Source organism: Endozoicomonas sp. G2_2 (assembly GCF_017744135.1).
GTDB lineage: Bacteria > Pseudomonadota > Gammaproteobacteria > Nevskiales > Salinisphaeraceae > Salinisphaera.
On the sequence record NZ_JAGHQU010000002.1, the window covers coordinates 315046 to 335500 of the forward strand.

Below are 20455 nucleotides of genomic sequence, written 5' to 3' on the forward strand. Positions count from 1 at the left end.
ATTGGCCTGGGCGTGGGCTGCGGCTCATGAGTGGCTATGCCGAACTATGCTGCGTATCGGCCTTTTCTTTTCAGCGCGGCGCATCGGTGCCCGAGGAACTGGTCCTGCAGGCGGCGAAGCTCGGCTACGAAGCGATCGCGATCACAGACGAATGCAGTCTAGCCGGCGCCGTTCGCGCCCTGCAGGCCGCCGAAACGGCACGCGATACGCATGGCATCGCGATCAAACTAATTTTGGGTACGCGGCTGATGCTGGCCGAGGGTATAGAAATCGTGCTGCTGGCTCGCGATTTCGCCGGATACACCCAACTTTGTCGGCTGATCACTGAGGCCCGGCGGCGGGCAACGAAAGGGCATTACGGCATCTCACAGACCGATATTGAAGGTCGCGACCTCAGCGGCTGTCGGTTGCTCGTTTTGCCCGTTCATGACGTAGCCTCTGGTGCGTCCCTGCATACAGTGCTGGCTTGGCTGTCAGCCACTTGGCCGCATCAATCGGGCATTGCACTGGCCTTACACCGACAAGCTCGTGACGGCGCTCATCTGCAATCACTCGAGAATCTGCGCACACGATACGGTCTGCCGCTGGTCGCCGTGGGCGACGTGCATATGCATCGTCGCTCACGACGCGCGCTCCAGGACGTGTTCACCGCCCTGCGCTTCAATACCACCGTAGCCGAGGCCGGCTATCGGTTGGCATCCAACGGTGAGCGTTACCTGCGACCGATCGCCACGATCAAAAAACTCTATCCGGCGCATGCCATCGAAGCAGCACGCTGGGCGGCAGCAGATTGCAGTTTTTCGTTGCGAACGATCGAGTACAAATACCCTTCAGAGCTTGTCGACGACACCAGAAGTGCCGATGATTTATTAAAAAAATATGTTCATAGGGGCTGTGCGACTATCTGGCCAGAAGGCATTCCCGCCAAAACGAAAAAACAGATCGACTCCGAGCTCGAAGTTATAGGTCGCATGAACTATGCGCACTATTTCCTAACCGTGTACGACATCGTTCGAGAAGCCAATCAACGAGGCATTCTTTGTCAGGGGCGCGGGTCCGCAGCCAACTCTGCGGTGTGCTACTGCCTGGGCATCACCGCGGTCGACCCTACTCGTAATGAACTTCTGTTCGAACGCTTCATCTCCGAAGCGCGCAAAGAGCCGCCGGATATTGACGTGGATTTCGAGCATGAGCGCCGCGAAGAAATAATCCAGTACATCTATGCGAAATACGGTCGTCATCGAGCAGCGTTGGCGGCGACCGTCATTCATTATCGGCCGCGTAGTGCCATGCGGGATGTCGGTCGGGTGATGGGTCTGAGCGTCGATCAGATCGACCGGCTTAGCGCGGCCCTGTCCCGACGCAGTGACGACGGCAGCCTGGGCGACCAACTGGCCGAACATGGCATCGATATCGGTCAGCCTCTGCTCGAAAAGATACTCTGGCTGGTGAACGATCTGATCGGCTTTCCCCGGCATCTATCTCAGCACGTGGGCGGCTTCGTTCTCTCCGATCGCCCACTCGAGGAACTGGTGCCGGTAGAGAATGCCGATATGCCAGATCGCACCATTATTCAGTGGGACAAGGACGATCTCGAAGCCGTCGGGCTGATGAAGATCGACGTACTCGCGTTAGGGATGTTGTCTTGCATTCGGCGCTGTTTCGATCTCATAGAAAGTCATACCGGACAGCGTCTGAGCATGGCCAGTATTCCGGGCGGCGACGCGCCGACCTACGCCATGATTCAAAAAGCGGACACCATCGGCGTATTCCAAATCGAATCCCGTGCACAAATGACGATGCTGCCGCGTCTCAAACCCGCGCGCTTCTTCGATTTAGTGGTAGAAGTCGCCATTGTGCGCCCAGGGCCGATTCAGGGCGGCATGGTCCATCCGTATCTGGAAGCTCGAAACAAGAATCCGGCAGATATCGAATACCCGAGCGAGGCCTTGCGCGGCGTACTCGAACGAACGCTCGGCGTGCCAATCTTCCAAGAGCAGGTGATGAAAATTGCCATGGTGGCAGCCGGCTTCAACGGCAATGAAGCCAACGGCTTGCGGAAATCAATGGCGGCCTGGAAGAAAGAAGGTGGGCTCGAATCCTGGCGAGAGCGTCTAAAATCCGGCATGCGCGCCAACGGTTACGATGACGACTTCGCCGATCGCATCTTCGAGCAGATCAAGGGTTTCGGCAGCTACGGATTTCCCGAGTCGCACGCCGTAAGCTTCGCCCTGCTGGTTTATATTTCGGCCTGGCTCAAGTGTCATTACCCGGCAGCCTTCACCGCTGCGTTACTCAACAGCCAGCCGATGGGGTTTTATGGCCCGTCTCAGCTCGTGACCGACGCACGCAATCACGCAGTCGATGTTCGCAAGCCGGACGTACGCTACTCGGATTGGGATTGCACATTGGAGACCGTTCCTGGCGTTGCGGCCGCAAACGAGCCGCGACCGGCTCTGCGATTGGGCTTGTCCCGCGTCAAGGGATTATCGCCTGACGCCGCTCAGCGACTGGTTGCCGCAAGGTCTTGTGGAGGGTTTCGTAACGTGGCTGATCTCGTGCAGCGCGCGGCACTCGATCGGCGTGCCCGTGATGCCCTGGCCCGTGCCGATGCACTGGAGGGGCTGGCCGGAAATCGCCACAACGCCCAATGGCATATCGCCGCTGCTCGAGTTCACGATGATCTGTTCGCCGATCTGGACCCGCCAGAAGACCCCATCGCTCTTCCCGAGCCGGCTGAGGGCACCGATATCATTTCCGACTACGCCAATCTGGGGCTGACGCTTAGACGTCATCCGCTGGCGCTATTGCGTAAAACCCTAAGCCGCAAGGGCGTATTGCACGCCCGCAGCTTTAATCGGCTGGCCGATCAGCAGACCGCTCACGTCGCCGGCCTGACGACCATCCGCCAACGCCCCGGCAGTGCAAAAGGCACGACATTCGTGACGATCGAGGACGAAACCGGGCCAGTCAACGTTGTCATATGGCCATCGGTATTCGCACAGTATCGCGTGGCCGTAACCAGCGCACGATTGTTACGCGTTATCGGTCATATGCAGCGTGCCGGGCCGGTTACACATTGCGTGGCAAGGCATATCGTGGACGACAGCGCGCTTCTCGGCGCGCTGTCGGTTCGCTCACGTGATTTTCATTGATCGCTTTGATGCTCCAACGCCAATTGCCATACGCACCATTTCGAAAATGCCGCAAATGGTTCTGGTCGCTGCGCTCTCGTAAAGGATTTATTTTTTTATTCCGCCCTTGGTCAGATCGGCAGGATCAAGCAGACGGTCGATTTCTTCCTCGCTGAGGTCGGTCTGTTCGAGGGTCAGCTCCTTGATCGGCTTACCTTCCTTGTAGGCCTGTTTGGCGATCGCGGCGCCCTTGTCGTAGCCGATGACCGAATTGAGCGCGGTGACGAGAATCGGGTTCTTCGACAGCGCGTCGTTCAGGTTGTCCTGATTGACGGTGAAGCTGGCGATGGCCTTGTCCGCCATGACTTGGCTGGTGTTGGCCAGCAGTTCGATGCTCTGCAGTAGGTTGTAGGCGATGACCGGCAGCATGACGTTGAGCTGGAAATTGCCGGACTGGCCGGCGACCGTAATCGTGCTGTCGTTGCCGATGACCTGGGCGCTGACCATGGCGGCGGCTTCCGGGATCACCGGGTTCACCTTGCCGGGCATGATGCTGGAGCCAGGCTGCAACGCTTCAAGCTGGATTTCGCCGAGGCCGGCCAGCGGGCCGGAGTTCATCCAGCGCAGGTCGTTGGCGATCTTCATCATCGAGACGGCGACCGTCTTGAGCTGGCCGGACAGTTCCACCGCGGCATCCTGCGACGACAGGCTTTCGAAGTAGTTGCTGCTGGGCTCGAAGCGGCAGCCGCTGGCGGTGCCGATGGCCTTGGCGAAGCGCTCGCCGAATTCCGGGTGCGCGTTGATGCCGGTGCCGACTGCGGTGCCGCCCTGGGCGAGATGGCGCAGGCGCACGAGTGCCGATTCGACGCGGGCGATTCCGGAATCGATCTGCGCAGCCCAGCCGCCGAGTTCCTGGTCGAAGCGCACGGGCATGGCGTCCATGAGGTGCGTACGCCCGGTCTTGACCACGTCGGAGAGTTCGCCGCCCTTCTTGCGCAGCGTGTCGCGCATATGGGTGAGCGCTGGCAGAAGCTTGCGTTCGCCTTCGATGACCGCAGCCACGTGAATCGCCGTCGGAATCACGTCGTTGGACGACTGGCCCATGTTGACGTGGTCGTTCGGGTGCACCGTCTGGCCGGCGGCCTTCGTGGCGAGATGGGCAACCACCTCGTTGGTGTTCATGTTGCTCGACGTGCCCGAGCCGGTCTGGAAGATATCGACCGGAAAATGATCGTCGTACTGGCCTTCGGCCACCGCCTTGGCGCTGTCGATGATGGCCTGGGCGATATCCGCATCCAGCAGCCCGAGATCGCGGTTGACCTCGGCAGCAGCGGCCTTGATCAGGCCCAGCGCGTTGATCATGGCGCGCGGCGCACGCAGATCCGAGATCGGGAAGTTATCGACGGCGCGCTGCGACTGGGCACCCCAGAGCGCGTTGGTGGGCACTTGGAGTTCGCCCATGCTGTCTTTCTCGATCCGGTAATCGTCCTGTGGGGCCATCGATCGCTCCTCTTCAAGGTTGCTGACGACCGAGCTTGAGCCCGGCCGGGTTGAAGTCCGGCATGCGCGCGGCGAGCGACGCACGCCCTTTGAATTCGGTAGAATCCGCGATTCTATCACTGCCCTTTTTACGGACGCGTGCCCATGGCCATGCAACTCACAGCGCTGTCTGCGATTTCCCCAATCGACGGCCGCTATGCCGACAAAACCTGGGATCTGCGCGAGATCTGCAGCGAATACGGTCTGATCCGCTACCGGCTGATCGTCGAGATCCGTTGGCTGCAGGCACTCGCCGCGGAACCCGAGGTGGACGATATCGAGCCGCTGTCTCAGGCGGCGACCGACTACCTCGAAAGCGTGATCGCGGATTTCGATATCGGCGAAGGCCAGCAGGTGAAATCGATCGAGGACACGACCAACCATGACGTGAAGGCGGTCGAGTATTACCTGCGCAACAAGATCAAGAATTTCGAAGAAATCGCGCACGTCAACGAGTTCATCCACTTCGGCTGCACGTCCGAGGACATCAACAACCTCGCCTATGCGCAGATGCTGCGCGATGCCCGCGACGACAATCTGCTGCCGGCCATCGACCGCGTGATCGAAGCGATCGCGGCGATCGCGGAAAGCGAGGCGGAGACGCCCATGCTCTCGCGTACCCATGGCCAGTCGGCCTCGCCGACCACGCTGGGTAAGGAAATGGCGGTGTTCGTGCAGCGCCTGCGCCGCCAGCGTGCCCTGCTCGCCGAGGTCACCATCTTTGGCAAGATGAACGGCGCAGTGGGTAACTATAACGCCCACTTGGCTGCCTATCCGAACGCGGACTGGCCGGGCATCGCCACCCGCTTCATCCGCGGCATGAACCTGGAAGTCAGCCCCGCGACCACGCAAATCGAACCGCATGATTTCATCGCCGAGTTCTTTCATGCGCTGATACGCATCAACACGGTGCTGCTGGATTTCGCGAAGGACGTCTGGGGTTATATCTCGGTCGGCTATTTCAAGCAGGCGACCGTGGAAGGCGAAGTCGGCTCCTCGACCATGCCGCACAAGGTGAACCCGATCGACTTCGAGAACGCCGAGGGCAATCTCGGGCTGGCGAACGCGATCATGGATCATCTGGCCGCCAAGCTCCCGATTTCGCGCTGGCAGCGCGACCTGACCGATTCCACGGTGCTGCGCAATCTCGGCGTTGGCCTGGCGCATGGCGGTGTGGCCTATGCGTCGTTGCTCAAGGGCATCAACAAGCTCGAGCCCAACGCCGAACGGCTCGACGCAGATCTGGAAGACAACTGGATCGTGCTCGCCGAAGCGGTACAGACCGTGATGCGTATCCGCGGGATCAGCGGCGCCTATGAACAGCTCAAGGCGCTGACCCGCGGCAAGGTGATCGACGCCGACGCCATGCGCGAGTTCATTGAGTCCCTCGACATCCCGGCCGACGACAAGGCACGCCTGAAAGCCATGCGCCCGCAGGATTATGTCGGCAACGCCCCCGACCAGGCGCACGCCGTTCGCGGTACCCGGGGTTAGGCGCGACGATGGATGTTTTCGAAGCGATCGCGACGCGCCGCTCGGTGCGTCATTTCGATCCCGAGCACCGGATGACGGACGCCGAGGTGCGCGAGCTCATGGAGCACGTGCTGCTCTCGCCAACGGCGTTCAATATTCAGAACTGGCGTTTTGTCGCAGTCGAGGACGACGCGCTGCGCGACGAGATCCGCAAGGCGGCCTGGGATCAGGCACAGATCACCGAGTCGTCACTACTGCTCGTGCTCTGCATGGACCTGAAAAGCTGGGCCAAGTCACCGGAGCGGTACTGGCGCAATGCGCCGGCCCAGGTGGCCGATAACATGGTGCGGGAAATCAAGCACTTCTATCGGGATGACGAGGCCCTGCAGCGCGATGAAGGCATGCGCTCCTGCGGGATGGCCGCACAGACAGCGATGCTCGTGGCCCGTGCCATGGGTTACGACTCCTGCCCGATGGACGGGTTCGACTTCAAGCGGGTCGGCCATCTGATCGACCTGCCGCCAGATCATCGCATCTGCATGATGATCTGCATCGGCAAGACGCTCAAAGGCGCGCACCCGCGCAGCGGCCAGTTGGCGCTGGACGACGTATTCATGCGCGACCGGTTTCCCGAAGGCGAGTACGAGACGGAATAGCGCTTAGCGCGAAATGCTTGCCGCCCTATTCTTCCGGCGGCACAGCCTCGTACTCGCGAATGCGTTCGCGAATGGTTTCCGGCACACGCATGCTGGTCTGGGCGCCGAAATCGAACCAGACGACCACGGTGTCGTAGACCGCGATCACATCCTCGGTTTCCGCAAAGAACAGACACTGCTCGAGTTCGAAGCTCGCCCGGCCGATGCGCTTGACACGCGTTCCGATCTCCACGTCCGCCGGAAAACGCAGCTGTTGTCGAAAGCTGCAGCGCAGGTCGGCCAGAATCGGGCCGTCGCTGGTCTGGGTGTCGCCGCCGTCGGCGATCATGTGGATATAGTCGATGCGCCCGTCTTCCGAATAACGGTAGAACACCGTGTTGTTCACGTGGCCGAGGCTGTCCATTTCGCCCCACTTCACTGTGATCGGTACGTAGTGGACGTAATCGGACCGGGTCGGTTGACGCATGCAGGCTCCATAGCACGTGTTGTGGGGCATTTTTCAGTGACCGAGCGCCTGGACGGCACCGAGTCGCATCGAACAGGGCGCGCCGCGCGCCGTCCCTTTGCCGAAGCGATCCGCTCGCTCGCGGCGCACCGCCAAGAGCGCCATATTATATGGACTCTGCCCGTGCGACGCGTAAGGCGCACGCGCGAACAGGTTCGAACCCGCCGGGGCGCCACAGAGTCCAAACAGGCAATAGCGGCACGAATGGCGCGGCGCAGCCGTTGCGTCACGCCATCGGCGACCGCCATACGCCGGCGTATTGACACGCCGATACAAGTCAGCAACATTATACGGAAGTCTTATGACGCAGCGCCGCATGACCAAAACGCAGAAAGTGATGCTGACCGCCCAGGACTGGGCCGAAGCCGCGCTCGACGCCATCGGGCGGCGTGGTGTGGAAGGCGTGGCGGTGGAGCCTCTCGCTCGCGAACTGGGCGTGACCAAAGGCAGCTTTTACTGGCATTTCCCGAACCGCGAGGCCCTGCTCGTTGCGGCGCTCAAACGCTGGGAAGCCCGCGAAACCGATGAGGTGCTCGAGCGCGTACAGCAGGAAGTCGATCCACGTGCGCGCATCAAGCGCCTGATCACCGAGGTGAATACGTCCAAACGGGCCAGCCGTGTCTACATGGCGCTTTCCAGCGCCAACAAGCCGGCATTCGTGCGTGATTATGTCGAACGCGTTTCCAAGCGGCGGCTCGATTTCATCATCGACAGCTATGCCGCGCTTGGGCTATCGGCCGACAACGCACGGCGCTGGGCGCTGATGACATTCTCGGTGTTTCTGGGCGCCCTGCAGATCCGGCGTGATCTGCCCGGCGAATGGCCCAGCGCTGACGAGCCGGCGTTCGCCGAATACGTGCGTTTTCTGATGGTGAGTCTCATGCCCTCGGAACTCGATGCCGCCACCGACGCGCCGCCGCCGGTTAACGGCTGGGCTGCCAACAGCGGTGGTCAGGAATTCTAAAACGGAGGTTGTTATGACAGCTTTAATTTCCATTCTGGTCGCCATAGCGGCTGCCTGGACGCTGGCCTATGTCGGCGCGTCCCTGGCGGTCTGGAGCGCGGCCGTGGTCGTCTACTTCGGCCTGCTGGCCGCAGTCGGCGCGATCGGCTGGGTGGGCGTGATCATTGCCGCGCTGGTGTTCGCACCGCTTCTGGTGATCTTCAACAGCACGAGCCTGCGCAAGAAGCTGGTCACCGCCCCGGTCTTCAAGGGCTTCAAGGCCGTGTTGCCGCCGATGTCGGACACCGAGCGCGAAGCGCTGGAAGCCGGCAGCACCTGGTGGGAAGCCGAGATGTTCCGCGGCAAGCCGGATTGGCAGTACCTGCTCGATTTCAAGCGCACCCAGCTCACCGCCGAGGAGCAGTCGTTTCTGGATAACGAAACGGAAACGCTCTGCGAGATGCTCGACGAGTGGGAAATCATGAACGAGCTCAAGGATATTCCCGAGCAAGGCTGGCAGTACATCCGCGACAACAAGTTCTTCGCCATGCTCATTCCCAAGGAGCACGGCGGCCTGGGCTTTTCCGCGGTCGCGCAGTCAACGGTGGTGGCGAAGATCGCGTCGCGCTCGCTGACCACGGCGGTGACCGTGATGGTGCCCAACTCGCTCGGCCCGGGCGAACTGCTCGTGCATTACGGCACCAAGGCACAGCAGGAGAAATGGTTGCCCGGCCTGGCCGACGGCAGCGAGATCCCCTGCTTCGGTCTGACCGGCCCGGAAGTCGGCTCCGACGCAGGCGCGCTGCCGGACACCGGCATCGTCTGCCGCGGCGAGTACAACGGCGAAGAAGTGCTGGGCATGAAGCTCACTTTCTCCAAGCGCTGGATCACGCTCGCGCCGGTGGCCACCGTGATCGGCCTGGCGTTCAAGCTGTATGACCCGGAGGGCCTGCTCGGCGACGAGAACAAGACGGACTACGGCATCACCTGCGCGCTGATCTCGGCCGAAGAGCCCGGCGTGGAGATCGGCCGTCGTCATGCCCCGGGCGCGTTCATGAACGGCCCGATCTACGGCAAGGACGTGTTCGTGCCGCTAGACGCCATCATCGGCGGCCAGGAAAAAGCCGGCGGTGGCTGGCGCATGCTGGTCGAATGCCTGTCGGCCGGTCGCGGTATTTCGCTGCCGGCGCTGTCCTCGGCCGCGTCGAAGACGGCCTATCGCATGACCGGCGCGTTCGGGCGTATCCGTCGCCAGTTCAAGGTACCGGTCGGCAAGTTCGAGGGCGTGCAGGAGGCCACCGCGCGTATCGGCGGCCTGAACTACAAGATGGAGGCCGCGCGTATCTTCACCGCGTCCGGCGTCGATCAGTGCACGCCGTCGGTGGTCACGGCCATGGCCAAGTACCACATGACCGAGTGGATGCGTCAGATCGTGAACGATTCGATGGACGTGCACGGTGGTCGCGGTATTCAGCAGGGCCCGCGCAACTATCTGTTCGGCTCCTATCAGTCGGTGCCGATCGCGATCACGGTCGAGGGTGCGAACATCCTCACCCGCAGCCTGATGATCTTCGGCCAAGGCGCAATCCGCTGCCATCCCTATGTCTTCCCCGAGATGGAAGCCGCGCGTAACGACGATCTGGACGAGTTCGACCACCTGCTCTGGTCGCATGTGGGCCATTCGGTCAACCGTGCCGCGCGTACGCTGACGTTTGGCCTGTCGGGGTCGATCACGGCCAAGGCGCCGGTCGATGGCGTGGCCGCGCCCTACTATCGCAAGCTCGAGCGTTTCTCCTCGGCGCTGGCGATCTGTTCGGACATCACCATGGGCATGCTCGGCGGCGAGCTGAAGAAGAAGGAACTGCTCTCGGCGCGTCTGGGTGACGTGCTTTCCGAGCTGTACTTCGGTTCGGCCACGCTCAAGTACTTCTACGACGAAGGCAAGGAAGACGCCGAGGACATCGCCCATCTGCATTACGTGATGGAGGATTGCCTGCACAAGATCGAGGAGGCCTTCGACGGGTTCTTCCGCAACTTTCCCAACGCGTTCATCGGCGGTGCCATGCGCGTGCTGGTCTTCCCGACCGGCCGTCGCCACAAGGGCCCGAGCGACAAGCTCATCAATGCGCTGGGCGATGCAATCCTCGAGCCGTCCGCGTTTCGCGACCGGGTGACCGCCAACATCTATCTCGGCACCGGCACCAACAGTGCCACCGGCCGTATGGAAGTGGCCTTCAACAAGCTGATCGAGGTCGAAGGCGTGTACGACAGCTTCGCCAAGGCGATCGCCAAGGGCGACGTGTCCGGCTTCACGATCGATGAGCAACTCGAGGACGCGGTCAGGAACAACGTTCTGACCGAAGCCGAAGCCAAGCAGGTCAAGGAGTATGACGACCTGCGCTACGACGCGATCCTCACGGACGCGTTCAGCAAGGAATATCTGCGGGACCCGATCTCGCACCAGCACGAGGACAAGCGCCTCGAATCGCGCGTCGCCTAGCTCACGCTGGCACGCGCACCGCGTTCTACGGTACAAGGCCCGGGAGTTCTCTCTCGGGCCTTTTTCATGTCCGACGATCTGGGGGCAGCCTTCGAGGCCGCCCGCTATCGCGTCTTCATCAACGACGACAGCCATGTGCTGGCGATCGGCGCGCTCTGCCCTCAGCCGATCGCGACCTGGATGTCACGCCACGCGTCCGGGCAATGCGCCTGGCTGGTGACTGCCCACAATCCGAACGCCGAACAGATCGACGCCGAGCGTAATCGCGCGCGCCATGCCCTGTTACGCGCCTGGGCCACCCGGCGTGCTGGGGGCTGGCTGGAAACCGTCAATGAAGACCCCGACAACCACTGGCCCGACGAGCCCGGGGTGCTTGCGATCGGAATCGACGAAGGCGAAGTTCGCGCCCAGGCGCGGCGCTTCGGCCAGGCTGCGATTGTCGCCGTCCCTGCGCAGGCCGACGTCACGCTGGTATGGCTCTAACCCGCCGAATATTCCAGGGCGCGCCGCAGCCTTGGCGCAGCGGCGGTCTTTCGGTTTCGGTCCCGATCCTGTTACTGGCGTGCGGCGTGTCTTACCTGTCGCTATGACCGAGGCCACGCGCCGGGTCGATCCGATCCCGAATCATCTGCTTGATCGGCTTGGTTTCGGGAAAGCCGCCCTCGCGTTTGCGCGAGTGCAGCAGTTCGCCGTCGAGATGGATCTCGAACACGCCCGAGCCGGCCGGCAGGATCGCGACCTCGCCGAGCGCATCGCCGAAAGTGGTGAGCAGTTCCTGGGCCATCCAGGCGGCGCGGGCGACCCAGCGACAACCGGGGCAGTAATGGATTTCGACGCGCGGGGCAGACATGATCAGCCGCGGGTCGGCGCGCCGGGAACCGCGCGGTAAGCCTCGACGAACGATTGCGGCATGCGCCGCGCCCGGCCGTTCGAAAGCTTGACGGTGACGTACTGCGTGCGTGCGCGGAACACGGTTCGGCCGTCGGCAACGCGCCGGAACTGGAAGCCGCGCCACATGGTAAGGCGGCCGTCGTTCTCGGCGATCCAGGTCGCGACTTCCAGCTCGTCGCCGAGATGGGCCGGCATGAGGTAGTCGAGCTCGTGACGATGCACGACACAGGCGGCATCGAGATCGACATAGGTCTGCCAGTCGATGCCCAGCGCTTCGGTGTGGTGCCAGGCCGCCTGCTCCATGAACGTGAGATACATGGCGTTGTTCATGTGCTCGAGACGGTCGATATGCGACTCGTCCACGGTGAACGCCGTCACAAACGGCGCATCAATATCCCAGTCGTCACTGCGCGGCATCGCGCGACCTCTCAAGCGATCAATGAAACGCGGGCAAGCCTAGCGCGACGCCGGGCTTGCACACCAGCCATACACAAAAAAGCCGGCATGCAGGACATGCCGGCTGGTATGCAACGCGCGTGGTCTAGCGCGCGGACGCGACCTGCATGTCGGGCGGCGTGCCGACGATTTCATACAGGCTGGTCAGCCACTGCTCGGCGTCTGCATCGCCAGCGAACAGGCGCGCGTAATTGGCCTGCACCTGATGCTCGAATGCCGCGGTGTCTTCGGCATGCATCATGTAGGCGAGCGTTTCCAGGTTTTCGCCCTGGCCACGCGCGGCTTCGCGCTTGATCATGGCCATCTGGGAACCGACGAATTCGCGACGTGCCGCGTGCGTGCGAGCGTCCACGTCATTCGCGGTGTTGGTGGTCACGTTGCTGGTGCCCTGCACGGCATTCGTGGTGGCGTCGGCAATGCGCGCGGTGCCATCCACAATGGTGTCGGACGTGATGGTGATCTGCGAACAGCCGGCGAGAGCCGTGCCCGCCAGCGCCAATGCACCCAGACGAATCATAGGCCGCATATGGAACTCCCTGTTTGTCATGTAAAGAACTGGCATTAAAGCTGGATTTCAGGGCGGCCGCAACTGAATCGAAGTGGGGCAATGCCTTGAACCGCTTTAATAGACCCCCACTATCGTACACATCGTCATGCATGCCGCCGGGAGCCGCGCGATTCGCGTTATACTTGGTGGATAAACCGCATACTTCCTAACGATCGAAACAGCTATGGCCGCACATCAGGAAGACGTCGAGACACTTGTCGCCGAGCGCGAATACGAAGCCGGTTTCGTCACCGACCTGGAATCCGACACGGTTGCGCCGGGGCTGGACGAGGATGTCATCCGCTTCATTTCGGCCAAGAAAGACGAGCCGGAGTGGATGCTCGACTGGCGCCTCGAAGCATTCCGGCAGTGGAAACAGATGCGCACGCCGAAATGGCCGCATCTGCATTACAAGCCGATCGACTATCAGGCGATTTCCTACTATTCCGCCCCGAAAAGCGCCAAGGACAAGCCCAAGAGCCTGGACGAAGTCGACCCCAAGCTTCTCGAAACGTACGAGAAGCTCGGCATTCCGCTGCGTGAGCAGGAAATGCTCGCGGGCGTCGAAGGCGCCACCTACCCCACCAGCAACAGCAATGTGGCGGTGGACGCGGTGTTCGACAGTGTGTCGGTGGCAACGACATTCAAGCAGAAGCTCGCCGACGCGGGCGTGATCTTCTGTTCGATCTCGGAAGCCATCCGCGAGCATCCGGAGCTGGTCAAGAAATATCTCGGCTCGGTCGTGCCGCGTGGTGACAACTTCTTTGCCGGTCTGAACTCGGCGGTATTCACCGACGGTTCGTTCGTTTATATCCCCAAGGGGGTCAAGTGCCCCATGGAGCTGTCGACCTACTTCCGGATCAACGCCGAAAACACGGGTCAGTTCGAGCGCACGCTCATCATCGCCGAGCCGGGCAGCCATGTGAGCTACCTCGAGGGGTGCACGGCGCCGCAGCGCGACGAGAATCAGCTGCACGCCGCCGTGGTGGAGCTCGTTGCCGAGGAAGACGCCGAGATCAAGTACTCCACGGTCCAGAACTGGTACCCGGGCGACGAGAACGGCAACGGCGGCATCTTCAACTTCGTCACCAAGCGTGGCGATTGCCGCGGTGACCGCTCCAAGATCTCCTGGACCCAGGTCGAGACTGGTTCGGCGATCACCTGGAAATATCCTAGCTGCGTGCTTAACGGCAACGACTCGGTCGGCGAGTTCTACTCGGTGGCGGTGACGCGCGGCATGCAGCAGGCCGATACCGGCACCAAGATGATCCACGTGGGCAAGAACACCAAGTCCACGATCATTGCCAAGGGTATTTCCGCGGCGCGCGGCGAGCAGTCTTATCGCGGGCTCGTCAAGATCCTGCCGAGCGCGAACAACGCGCGAAACTTCACCCAGTGCGACAGCCTGCTGATCGGCGACAAGTGCGGGGCCCACACCTTCCCCTACGTCGAGACCAAGAACTCGACCGCCAAGCTTGAACATGAGGCCACCACCTCCAAGATCGGTGAAGACCAGATGTTCTACTGTCAGCAGCGCGGGCTCTCCGAGGAAGACGCCGTCAACCTCATCGTGAACGGCTTCTGCAAGGACGTGTTCAAGGAGCTGCCGATGGAATTCGCCGTCGAGGCCCAGAAGCTGCTCAACGTCACGCTCGAGAACGCCGTCGGCTGATCGCACGCGACAGCCCGGCGAATGAATATCGGGCCCGCGCCGCGTGCGCGGGCCTGCCACGTTCAATCCGCTAAAAATAATTTATGCTTTCCATCAAGAACCTACAGGCCGAGGTCGAGGGCAAGCCGATTCTGCGCGGCGTCGACCTCGAGATTCCGACCGGCGAAGTCCACGCCATCATGGGCCCGAACGGCTCCGGCAAATCCACGCTGGCGAGCATTCTCGCCGGCCGCGAGGATTACGACATCACCGGCGGCAGTGTGTCCTACAAGGGCAAGGATCTGCTCGACCTGGATGCCGACGAACGAGCCTGCGAAGGCGTGTTTCTCGGTTTCCAGTACCCGGTCGAGATTCCGGGCGTCTCCAACCTCTACCTGCTGCGTGCGGCCGTTAATGCGCGCCGGAAGTATCGCGGCGAGCCCGAGGTCGAGGCGATGGAATTCATGCAGATGATCAACGAAAAGATCGCGCATGTCGGCATGAGCATGGACATGGCCAAGCGTGGCGTGAACGAGGATTTCTCGGGCGGCGAGAAGAAGCGCAACGAAATCTTCCAGATGCTTGTGCTCGAGCCGAGCCTGTCGATCCTTGACGAAACCGACTCCGGTCTGGATATCGACGCACTCAAGGTCGTCGCCGACGGCATCAACCGCCTGCGTTCGCCCGAGCGCTCCACCGTGCTGGTAACCCACTACAAGCGTCTGCTCGAGCATGTCGTGCCCGATCGCGTGCACGTGCTCGCCAACGGCCGCATCGTGCGCTCGGGCGGTCCCGAACTGGCCGATACGCTCGAGGAACAGGGCTACGTGAATCTCGAAACCGATAGCGAAACGGCACCCTCATGAACGATATCGCGCCGCTCATCGACCATTACCTGGCCGAATACGCCCGTATCGAGCGCCAGCTGCCGGGCAGCGACGCGAACAAGCGGGCCCGCAAGGCGGCACTGAAAGCCTTCGGCGAAGCCGGCTTTCCGGACACGCGTCAGGAGGACTGGAAGTACACCAGCCTGCGTCCCGTGGAAAAGCGTCGCTTCGAGATCAGCGACGAGGCGGGCGACGTCTCCGAAGACGCCCTCGCCCCGTTCCTGCCGGCAGATCTGGACGCGTATCGCATCGTCATCGTCGACGGCCATTTCAGTGCGCGCCTGTCGATGCTGGACGGCCTGCCCAAGGGCGTGATCGTACAGTCGTTCGCCGAGTATCTGGAGTCGGACGCCGAAGCGACGGTCCAGTCGGAAGCGATCGCGTCGCAGCCGGGCAGTCTGTCAGACATGAACGCCGCGTTCGCCACCGACGGCGCCTACGTGCATCTCGCGGCAAACGCTGCGGCCGACAAGCCGATCCACGTGATCACCGTGTCGAGCGGCGGTCACGAGGAGCGCATGGCGCAGGTGCGTCATCGCTACGTGATAGACGCCAGCAGCCAGGCGACGGTCATCGAGCACTACGTCGGTCTGGGCGACAAGCCCTACTTCACCAACATCGTGACCGAGGCGGTCATGGGCCAGAATGCGCAGCTTACCCGCTGCCGCGTACAGCAGGAGTCCAGCCGCGGCTACCACGTGGCCAGCTTCTTTGCGCACCAGACCCGCGACAGCCGCGTGCTCAATCACGGCTTTGATCTGGGCGGACGCCTGGCGCGTACGGATACCCATGCCCGGCTCGTCGACCCGAATGCCGAAGTGCATTTCTACGGCGTTTACGTGCCGACCGGCCGGCAACACATGGACAACCACACCTGCGTAGATCACGACACCGAACACAGCGTTTCGCGCGAGATCTACAAGGGCGTACTGGCCGATTACGGGCGCGGCGTGTTCAACGGCAAGATACTTATCCGCAAGGACGCCCAGAAAACCGATTCGGACCTGAGCTGCGATGCGCTGCTGTTGTCCGACAAGGCCGAGGTGGACGCCAAGCCGGAACTCGAGATCTATGCCGACGACGTGGTGGCCGCACACGGCTCGACCGTCGGGCAGCTCGACGAGGATGCGGTGTTCTATCTCAAGAGCCGTGGCGTCGAGGACGACGGTGCACGCGCGATCCTGACCTACAGCTTCGCCAACGCGCTGGTGCAGAAGGTCGGCCTCGAGCCGGTCGAGCGCTTTGTCGAAGCTGCGCTGATGTCCAAACTGCCAGGCGGAGAAAGCTACGCTGACCTCGCCTGATCGCAACGCGAGAGACAAACCATGGCCATCGCCGAAGCCGCCAAGCAACTGACATTTGACCCGGCCCGTTTCCGGGCGGATTTTCCGATTCTGTCGGAACCGCTGGATCAGGGCGTGCAACTGGCCTATCTCGACAACGCGGCCACCACGCAGAAGCCGCTGGCCGTGATCCAAGCCAGCGACGACTACTACCGGCACGCCAACGCCAACGTGCATCGGGCGATTCATGCGCTGTCACAGCGTGCCACGCGCCAGTACGAAGGCGCGCGTGACCGTCTCGTGGACTTCATCAATGCTCGAGCGCGGGCCGAGGTCGTCTACACGCGCGGCACCACCGACGGCATCAACCTCGTCGCACAATGTTATGCGCGACCGCGCCTGACAGCGGGCGACGAAATCCTGGTCACGGAACTCGAACATCATTCGAATATCGTGCCCTGGCAGATGATCGCCGAACAGACGGGCGCGACAGTCGTGGTGGTCCCGGTCGAGGACGACGGCAGCGTGACGCTCGAGGCGTTCAAGGCGAAGCTGTCGGACCGCACGGCGATCGCGGCCTTCGCACATGTGTCGAACGCGCTGGGCACGGTGCTGCCGGTGGCCGACATGGTCGCGGCGGCGCACGAAGCCGGCGCGATCACGCTCATCGACGGGGCCCAGGCCGTCGCCCACATGCCGGTCGACGTGCAGGCGCTGGGCACGGATTTCTATGTCTTCTCCGGGCACAAGCTGTTCGGCCCGACCGGCATCGGGGTGCTGTACGGCAAGGAAGCCCTGCTCGACGACATGCCGCCCTATCAGGGCGGTGGCGACATGATCGAGACAGTCTCCTTCGAAGGTACGACCTGGAACGAGCTGCCCTACAAGTTCGAGGCCGGCACGCCGAACATCGCCGGGGCATCAGCGTTCGGCGCGGCGATCGAATATCTCGAGGGCGTGGATCTCGACGCGGTCGCACACCACGAGCACCGTCTGCTCGAGCGTGCGACGGCCGGCATGCAGGCGATCGATGGCCTGCGCATCTTCGGCACGGCGCCGGGCAAGGCCGCGACCCTCTCTTTCGTGATGGACGGCGTGCACGCCCATGATATCGGCACCCTGCTGGATGAATCCGGTGTCGCGATTCGAACCGGCCATCACTGTGCCATGCCGCTGATGACGCGCTTCGGCGTGCCCGCGACCGCGCGCGCCTCGTTCGCCGCCTACAACGACGACAGCGACGTCGACGCGCTGATCAAGGGCCTGGAGAGCGTGCAGCGGATTTTCGGCTAGGCTGCTGATTATCCGGACCGACGGCTCCGGCCGTATTCGCTATCCTCCAGGCCGGATCGAACAGGTCTCACGCAAAGCCGCCAAGGCGCTAAGCAAACACAAAGTCTGCAATGTCGCGGCATTCTTGGCGTCTCTGCGCCTTGGCGTGACATTTTTTTCGCGGGATTCTTCCCCTAACCGAATCGAGAGCAAGCAATGACGGACTGGGTCGATGTCGCCAAGGACGGCGAACTCAAGGAAGGCCAGTGCCGCGTCGTCGACGTGGACGATGTGATGGTGGCCGTGTTCTATCGCGAAGGCGACTACTACGCCATCGAGGACATGTGCACCCATGACGGCGGCGAACTCGCCAGCGGCGAAGTCGAGGGCGACGAGATCATCTGCCCGCGTCATGGCGCGCGTTTCTGTATCAAGAACGGCAAGGCGCTTACGCCGCCTGCCTACGAGGACGTCCACGCCTTTCCGGTACGGGTCGAGGACGGTATGGTCCAGGTCTGCGACGATCGTTTCGACTGAGAGCGGCCGCTGGCGCCCTGCGTCGGCATGCGGCTGAGCTTACCGGGGGCAACAGATCATGGGCGTACTTGTACTGATCTTCCTCGGCTGGGTGGCCAGCCAGTTTGGCCGGCCTTTTTTGTTCGCCGGCATCTGGGGCCTTTTCGTCTTCTTTTCTGGCATCGCCATTCAAGAAGCCGGCCTGTTCGCGGCCCTGATTCAGAGCGTGCTTGCCGTCGCCCTGGCGGCTGTGTATTTCTGGCTACTCGATCGTTTTTCAGACCAGATACTCCTCTGGCTGGCCATCCTCATCGGCGTGCCCGCGCTCATGTTCGTCGCCCAGCTGCAACTGGTAGCCAGCCTTGAGGGCGGCTAGCGTTCGTTCCGATGAATGAACGCGCGCCCCGCGCGCGGGCCTGTTGTCAGTTCCGGCGAACCGCGCTGACAATGAGATTCGCGCTCATGCGTTCGCGAAACACATTGACCGCCAATCGATATACCAGCCGATACACTGCTCCGGTTTCCAGCAGATCGGCCTGGTTGAAGACCATTGCTTCGATGGTAGTGCTGGCCTGCGGATGTCGAACCTCGAGCTTCAGGTGGCGCTCGCCGACAATGCGTTGCGATACGACTTCAAACAGGCCGTGGAACAGCGGCTCTTCGAAACCATTGCCCCATGGCCCGCTGGCCTCAAGCAACCGCGCGGTATCGAGATTCAGCTCCTGCGCGGTGAGCGACCCGTCGGTGACGATGTCCGGGCTCAGCATGGCCGGCGTCAAACGCGCGGCGACGGTTGTTTCGAAGGCCTGCTCAAACTCATGGAGTGCATCGGGCGACAGAACAAGCCCGGCAGCCTGGGCATGACCACCGAACTGGGTGATCAAGCCGGGATGACGCGCATCCACGGCGGCCAGCGCATCGCGAATATGCAAACCGGCGATCGAGCGTGCCGAGCCCTTGAGCAATCCGTGGGCCCCTGGCGCGAACGCGACCACCGGGCGGCCGTGGTGCTCGCGCAGACGCGAGGCGATTAAACCCACAATGCCTTCATGCCAATCGTCGCTATGGACGACCAGCGCCGCGCGTTCTGCCGGCGCGCGGTCTAGCTTGGCGAGTGCGTTGTCGGCATCGCTTTGCATACGCCGTTGCACGCTCTGGCGTTGGCGATTGATAGCGGCGAGTTCGCTGGCCTTGGACGTAGCGGTCGGTGTATCGCTTGCGCGCAGACAGGCAACGCCGATCGACATATCTTCGAGCCGACCGGCCGCATTCAGCCGTGGGCCCACCGCAAAGCCGATATCCGCAGCGTTAAGCCGCGCCGCGTCGCGTCCGGCGACCTCGATGAGCGCGGCGATGCCCGGCCGCGCCTTTCCCTGGCGTATACGACGCAACCCCTGGCTGACGAGCATCCGATTGAGATGGTCGAGCACGACGACATCCGCAACCGTACCGACCGCGACCAGATCGAGATAGTCGCTCAGCCTCGGGAGCGCTCGTTCCGGCTGTGTTTCGGCCAGGCGGGCACGTACGGCCGCCATCAAATAGAAGGCTACGCCAACACCGGCCAGGGCCTTGCCCTTGAATTCGCAGCCCGGCTGGTTCGGGTTCACGATGGCCTCGGCGGCCGGCAGCGTATCGCCGGGCAGATGGTGATCGCAGACCACGACCCGCCAACCGGCCGCTTGTGCGGCCTCCACGCCGGCGATGCTGGCGATGCCGTTATCGACCGTGATGATGAGGTCGCCCTGCTCGCCCGTACCGACCGCTTCGACCACAGCAGGCGACAAGCCATAACCATGGCGTGCCCGATGTGGCAGAAAATATGAAACGCGGCGTGCGCCCATGGCTTCCAGCGCGTCACAAACCAGTGTGGTACTGGTGGCGCCATCGGCATCGAAATCCCCAACCACGAGAATACGGTGGCCGCCGTGCATGGCGCTTTCGATCAGATCACAGGCTGAGTCGATGCCTTTGAATGTCGAATAGTGCGGCAGGTGACGCAGGCCGTAGTCCAGCTCGTCGGGTGAGCGTACGCCCCGCCCGGCATAGAGGCGCTGCAATAAGGGCGGGCCCACGTCTGCGAGCGCCGCGGCAATATCGACCTCACGCTCGACGATGCGGGCGGTAACGGGCGTGTCACGGCTCACGGCGTCTTGAACCCGGCTGTATGCCCCATCCGGCAGGCGGCACGAGCAGCCGGCG

Annotated in this window: 18 protein-coding genes; 12 read left to right on the plus strand and 6 right to left on the minus strand. The window is 62.4% G+C overall.

Translation table 11 applies throughout. The features are described from left to right. The first annotated feature begins 26 nt into the window (after positions 1 to 26). Positions 27 to 3155 (plus strand): error-prone DNA polymerase, encoded by a 3129-nt coding sequence (locus J7355_RS03645; protein ID WP_209060019.1) that lies wholly within the window; start codon positions 27 to 29, stop codon positions 3153 to 3155. Positions 3156 to 3242: 87 nt separating this feature from the next. On the opposite strand, the gene J7355_RS03650 is transcribed toward J7355_RS03645, so the two are convergent. Beyond that, positions 3243 to 4634, minus strand: a complete 1392-nt coding sequence (locus J7355_RS03650) for a class II fumarate hydratase (RefSeq protein WP_209060021.1) — start codon at positions 4632 to 4634, stop codon at positions 3243 to 3245. A 150-nt stretch (positions 4635 to 4784) separates the two neighbouring features. Between J7355_RS03650 and purB the strand changes: the two genes are divergently transcribed. Further along, positions 4785 to 6167 carry an adenylosuccinate lyase gene (gene purB / locus J7355_RS03655; RefSeq protein ID WP_209060170.1) on the plus strand — a complete coding sequence of 461 codons (1383 nt, stop codon included), beginning with the start codon at positions 4785 to 4787 and terminating at the stop codon, positions 6165 to 6167. A gap of 8 nt (positions 6168 to 6175) precedes the next feature. Then, complete coding sequence (locus tag J7355_RS03660; protein WP_209060023.1) at positions 6176 to 6802, plus strand: nitroreductase family protein; 627 nt, start codon at positions 6176 to 6178, stop codon at positions 6800 to 6802. 25 nt (positions 6803 to 6827) lie between these two features. Here the strand turns inward: J7355_RS03660 and J7355_RS03665 are convergent, their stop codons facing one another. After that, positions 6828 to 7268: a thioesterase family protein gene (locus J7355_RS03665; protein WP_209060024.1), complete on the minus strand. Its 441-nt coding sequence runs from the start codon at positions 7266 to 7268 to the stop codon at positions 6828 to 6830. Between the two features lie 355 nt (positions 7269 to 7623). Between J7355_RS03665 and J7355_RS03670 the strand changes: the two genes are divergently transcribed. From J7355_RS03670 to J7355_RS03680, 3 genes are all read left to right on the plus strand, one after another. Continuing rightward, positions 7624 to 8271: a TetR/AcrR family transcriptional regulator gene (locus J7355_RS03670; protein WP_209060026.1), complete on the plus strand. Its 648-nt coding sequence runs from the start codon at positions 7624 to 7626 to the stop codon at positions 8269 to 8271. A 13-nt stretch (positions 8272 to 8284) separates the two neighbouring features. After that, positions 8285 to 10750: an acyl-CoA dehydrogenase gene (locus J7355_RS03675; RefSeq protein ID WP_209060027.1), complete on the plus strand. Its 2466-nt coding sequence runs from the start codon at positions 8285 to 8287 to the stop codon at positions 10748 to 10750. 66 nt (positions 10751 to 10816) lie between these two features. Next, on the plus strand, positions 10817 to 11233 hold the full coding sequence (locus J7355_RS03680; protein ID WP_209060028.1) for a DUF3293 domain-containing protein: 417 nt from the start codon (positions 10817 to 10819) through the stop codon (positions 11231 to 11233). Between the two features lie 91 nt (positions 11234 to 11324). Here J7355_RS03680 and J7355_RS03685 read toward each other — a convergent pair whose 3' ends face one another. The 3 genes from J7355_RS03685 to J7355_RS03695 all read right to left on the minus strand — a co-directional run bounded on the left by J7355_RS03685 (position 11325) and on the right by J7355_RS03695 (position 12623). Next, positions 11325 to 11600, minus strand: a complete 276-nt coding sequence (locus J7355_RS03685; protein WP_209060029.1) for a SelT/SelW/SelH family protein — start codon at positions 11598 to 11600, stop codon at positions 11325 to 11327. A 2-nt stretch (positions 11601 to 11602) separates the two neighbouring features. Beyond that, positions 11603 to 12058 (minus strand): thioesterase family protein, encoded by a 456-nt coding sequence (locus tag J7355_RS03690; RefSeq protein WP_209060030.1) that lies wholly within the window; start codon positions 12056 to 12058, stop codon positions 11603 to 11605. 124 nt (positions 12059 to 12182) lie between these two features. Next, positions 12183 to 12623, minus strand: a complete 441-nt coding sequence (locus J7355_RS03695) for a DUF3015 family protein (protein ID WP_209060031.1) — start codon at positions 12621 to 12623, stop codon at positions 12183 to 12185. 205 nt (positions 12624 to 12828) lie between these two features. Between J7355_RS03695 and sufB the strand changes: the two genes are divergently transcribed. From sufB to J7355_RS03725, 6 genes are all read left to right on the plus strand, one after another. Further along, positions 12829 to 14316 (plus strand): Fe-S cluster assembly protein SufB, encoded by a 1488-nt coding sequence (sufB, locus tag J7355_RS03700; RefSeq protein ID WP_209060033.1) that lies wholly within the window; start codon positions 12829 to 12831, stop codon positions 14314 to 14316. Positions 14317 to 14399: 83 nt separating this feature from the next. Then, positions 14400 to 15161 (plus strand): Fe-S cluster assembly ATPase SufC, encoded by a 762-nt coding sequence (sufC, locus tag J7355_RS03705; RefSeq protein ID WP_209060035.1) that lies wholly within the window; start codon positions 14400 to 14402, stop codon positions 15159 to 15161. Then, a complete protein-coding gene (sufD, locus tag J7355_RS03710; protein WP_209060037.1) occupies positions 15158 to 16486 on the plus strand; it encodes a Fe-S cluster assembly protein SufD in 1329 nt (442 codons plus the stop codon). The genes sufC and sufD overlap by 4 nt, the downstream gene beginning before the upstream one ends. A gap of 21 nt (positions 16487 to 16507) precedes the next feature. Next, complete coding sequence (locus J7355_RS03715; protein WP_209060039.1) at positions 16508 to 17758, plus strand: cysteine desulfurase; 1251 nt, start codon at positions 16508 to 16510, stop codon at positions 17756 to 17758. A 195-nt stretch (positions 17759 to 17953) separates the two neighbouring features. After that, complete coding sequence (locus tag J7355_RS03720) at positions 17954 to 18274, plus strand: non-heme iron oxygenase ferredoxin subunit (RefSeq protein ID WP_209060040.1); 321 nt, start codon at positions 17954 to 17956, stop codon at positions 18272 to 18274. 58 nt (positions 18275 to 18332) lie between these two features. After that, complete coding sequence (locus tag J7355_RS03725) at positions 18333 to 18629, plus strand: hypothetical protein (RefSeq protein ID WP_209060041.1); 297 nt, start codon at positions 18333 to 18335, stop codon at positions 18627 to 18629. A 46-nt stretch (positions 18630 to 18675) separates the two neighbouring features. On the opposite strand, the gene recJ is transcribed toward J7355_RS03725, so the two are convergent. Then, positions 18676 to 20400, minus strand: coding sequence for a single-stranded-DNA-specific exonuclease RecJ (gene recJ / locus J7355_RS03730; RefSeq protein ID WP_348522992.1), 1725 nt, complete (start codon positions 20398 to 20400; stop codon positions 18676 to 18678). Positions 20401 to 20455: the final 55 nt, after the last annotated feature.

Bases quoted from the DNA above. Each gene is read 5' to 3' on its own strand.
- J7355_RS03670 (WP_209060026.1), top strand. From the start codon at position 7,624: ATGACCAAAACGCAGAAAGTGATGCTGACCGCCCAGGACTGGGCCGAA.
- J7355_RS03680 (WP_209060028.1), top strand. From the start codon at position 10,817: ATGTCCGACGATCTGGGGGCAGCCTTCGAGGCCGCCCGCTATCGCGTC.
- J7355_RS03685 (WP_209060029.1), bottom strand. From the start codon at position 11,600: ATGTCTGCCCCGCGCGTCGAAATCCATTACTGCCCCGGTTGTCGCTGG.
- purB (WP_209060170.1), top strand. From the start codon at position 4,785: ATGCAACTCACAGCGCTGTCTGCGATTTCCCCAATCGACGGCCGCTAT.
- sufC (WP_209060035.1), top strand. From the start codon at position 14,400: ATGCTTTCCATCAAGAACCTACAGGCCGAGGTCGAGGGCAAGCCGATT.
- J7355_RS03725 (WP_209060041.1), top strand. From the start codon at position 18,333: ATGGGCGTACTTGTACTGATCTTCCTCGGCTGGGTGGCCAGCCAGTTT.
- J7355_RS03665 (WP_209060024.1), bottom strand. From the start codon at position 7,268: ATGCGTCAACCGACCCGGTCCGATTACGTCCACTACGTACCGATCACA.
- J7355_RS03650 (WP_209060021.1), bottom strand. From the start codon at position 4,634: ATGGCCCCACAGGACGATTACCGGATCGAGAAAGACAGCATGGGCGAA.
- J7355_RS03720 (WP_209060040.1), top strand. From the start codon at position 17,954: ATGACGGACTGGGTCGATGTCGCCAAGGACGGCGAACTCAAGGAAGGC.
- J7355_RS03695 (WP_209060031.1), bottom strand. From the start codon at position 12,623: ATGCGGCCTATGATTCGTCTGGGTGCATTGGCGCTGGCGGGCACGGCT.
- J7355_RS03645 (WP_209060019.1), top strand. From the start codon at position 27: ATGAGTGGCTATGCCGAACTATGCTGCGTATCGGCCTTTTCTTTTCAG.
- J7355_RS03660 (WP_209060023.1), top strand. From the start codon at position 6,176: ATGGATGTTTTCGAAGCGATCGCGACGCGCCGCTCGGTGCGTCATTTC.
- J7355_RS03690 (WP_209060030.1), bottom strand. From the start codon at position 12,058: ATGCCGCGCAGTGACGACTGGGATATTGATGCGCCGTTTGTGACGGCG.
- J7355_RS03715 (WP_209060039.1), top strand. From the start codon at position 16,508: ATGGCCATCGCCGAAGCCGCCAAGCAACTGACATTTGACCCGGCCCGT.
- sufD (WP_209060037.1), top strand. From the start codon at position 15,158: ATGAACGATATCGCGCCGCTCATCGACCATTACCTGGCCGAATACGCC.
- J7355_RS03675 (WP_209060027.1), top strand. From the start codon at position 8,285: ATGACAGCTTTAATTTCCATTCTGGTCGCCATAGCGGCTGCCTGGACG.
- sufB (WP_209060033.1), top strand. From the start codon at position 12,829: ATGGCCGCACATCAGGAAGACGTCGAGACACTTGTCGCCGAGCGCGAA.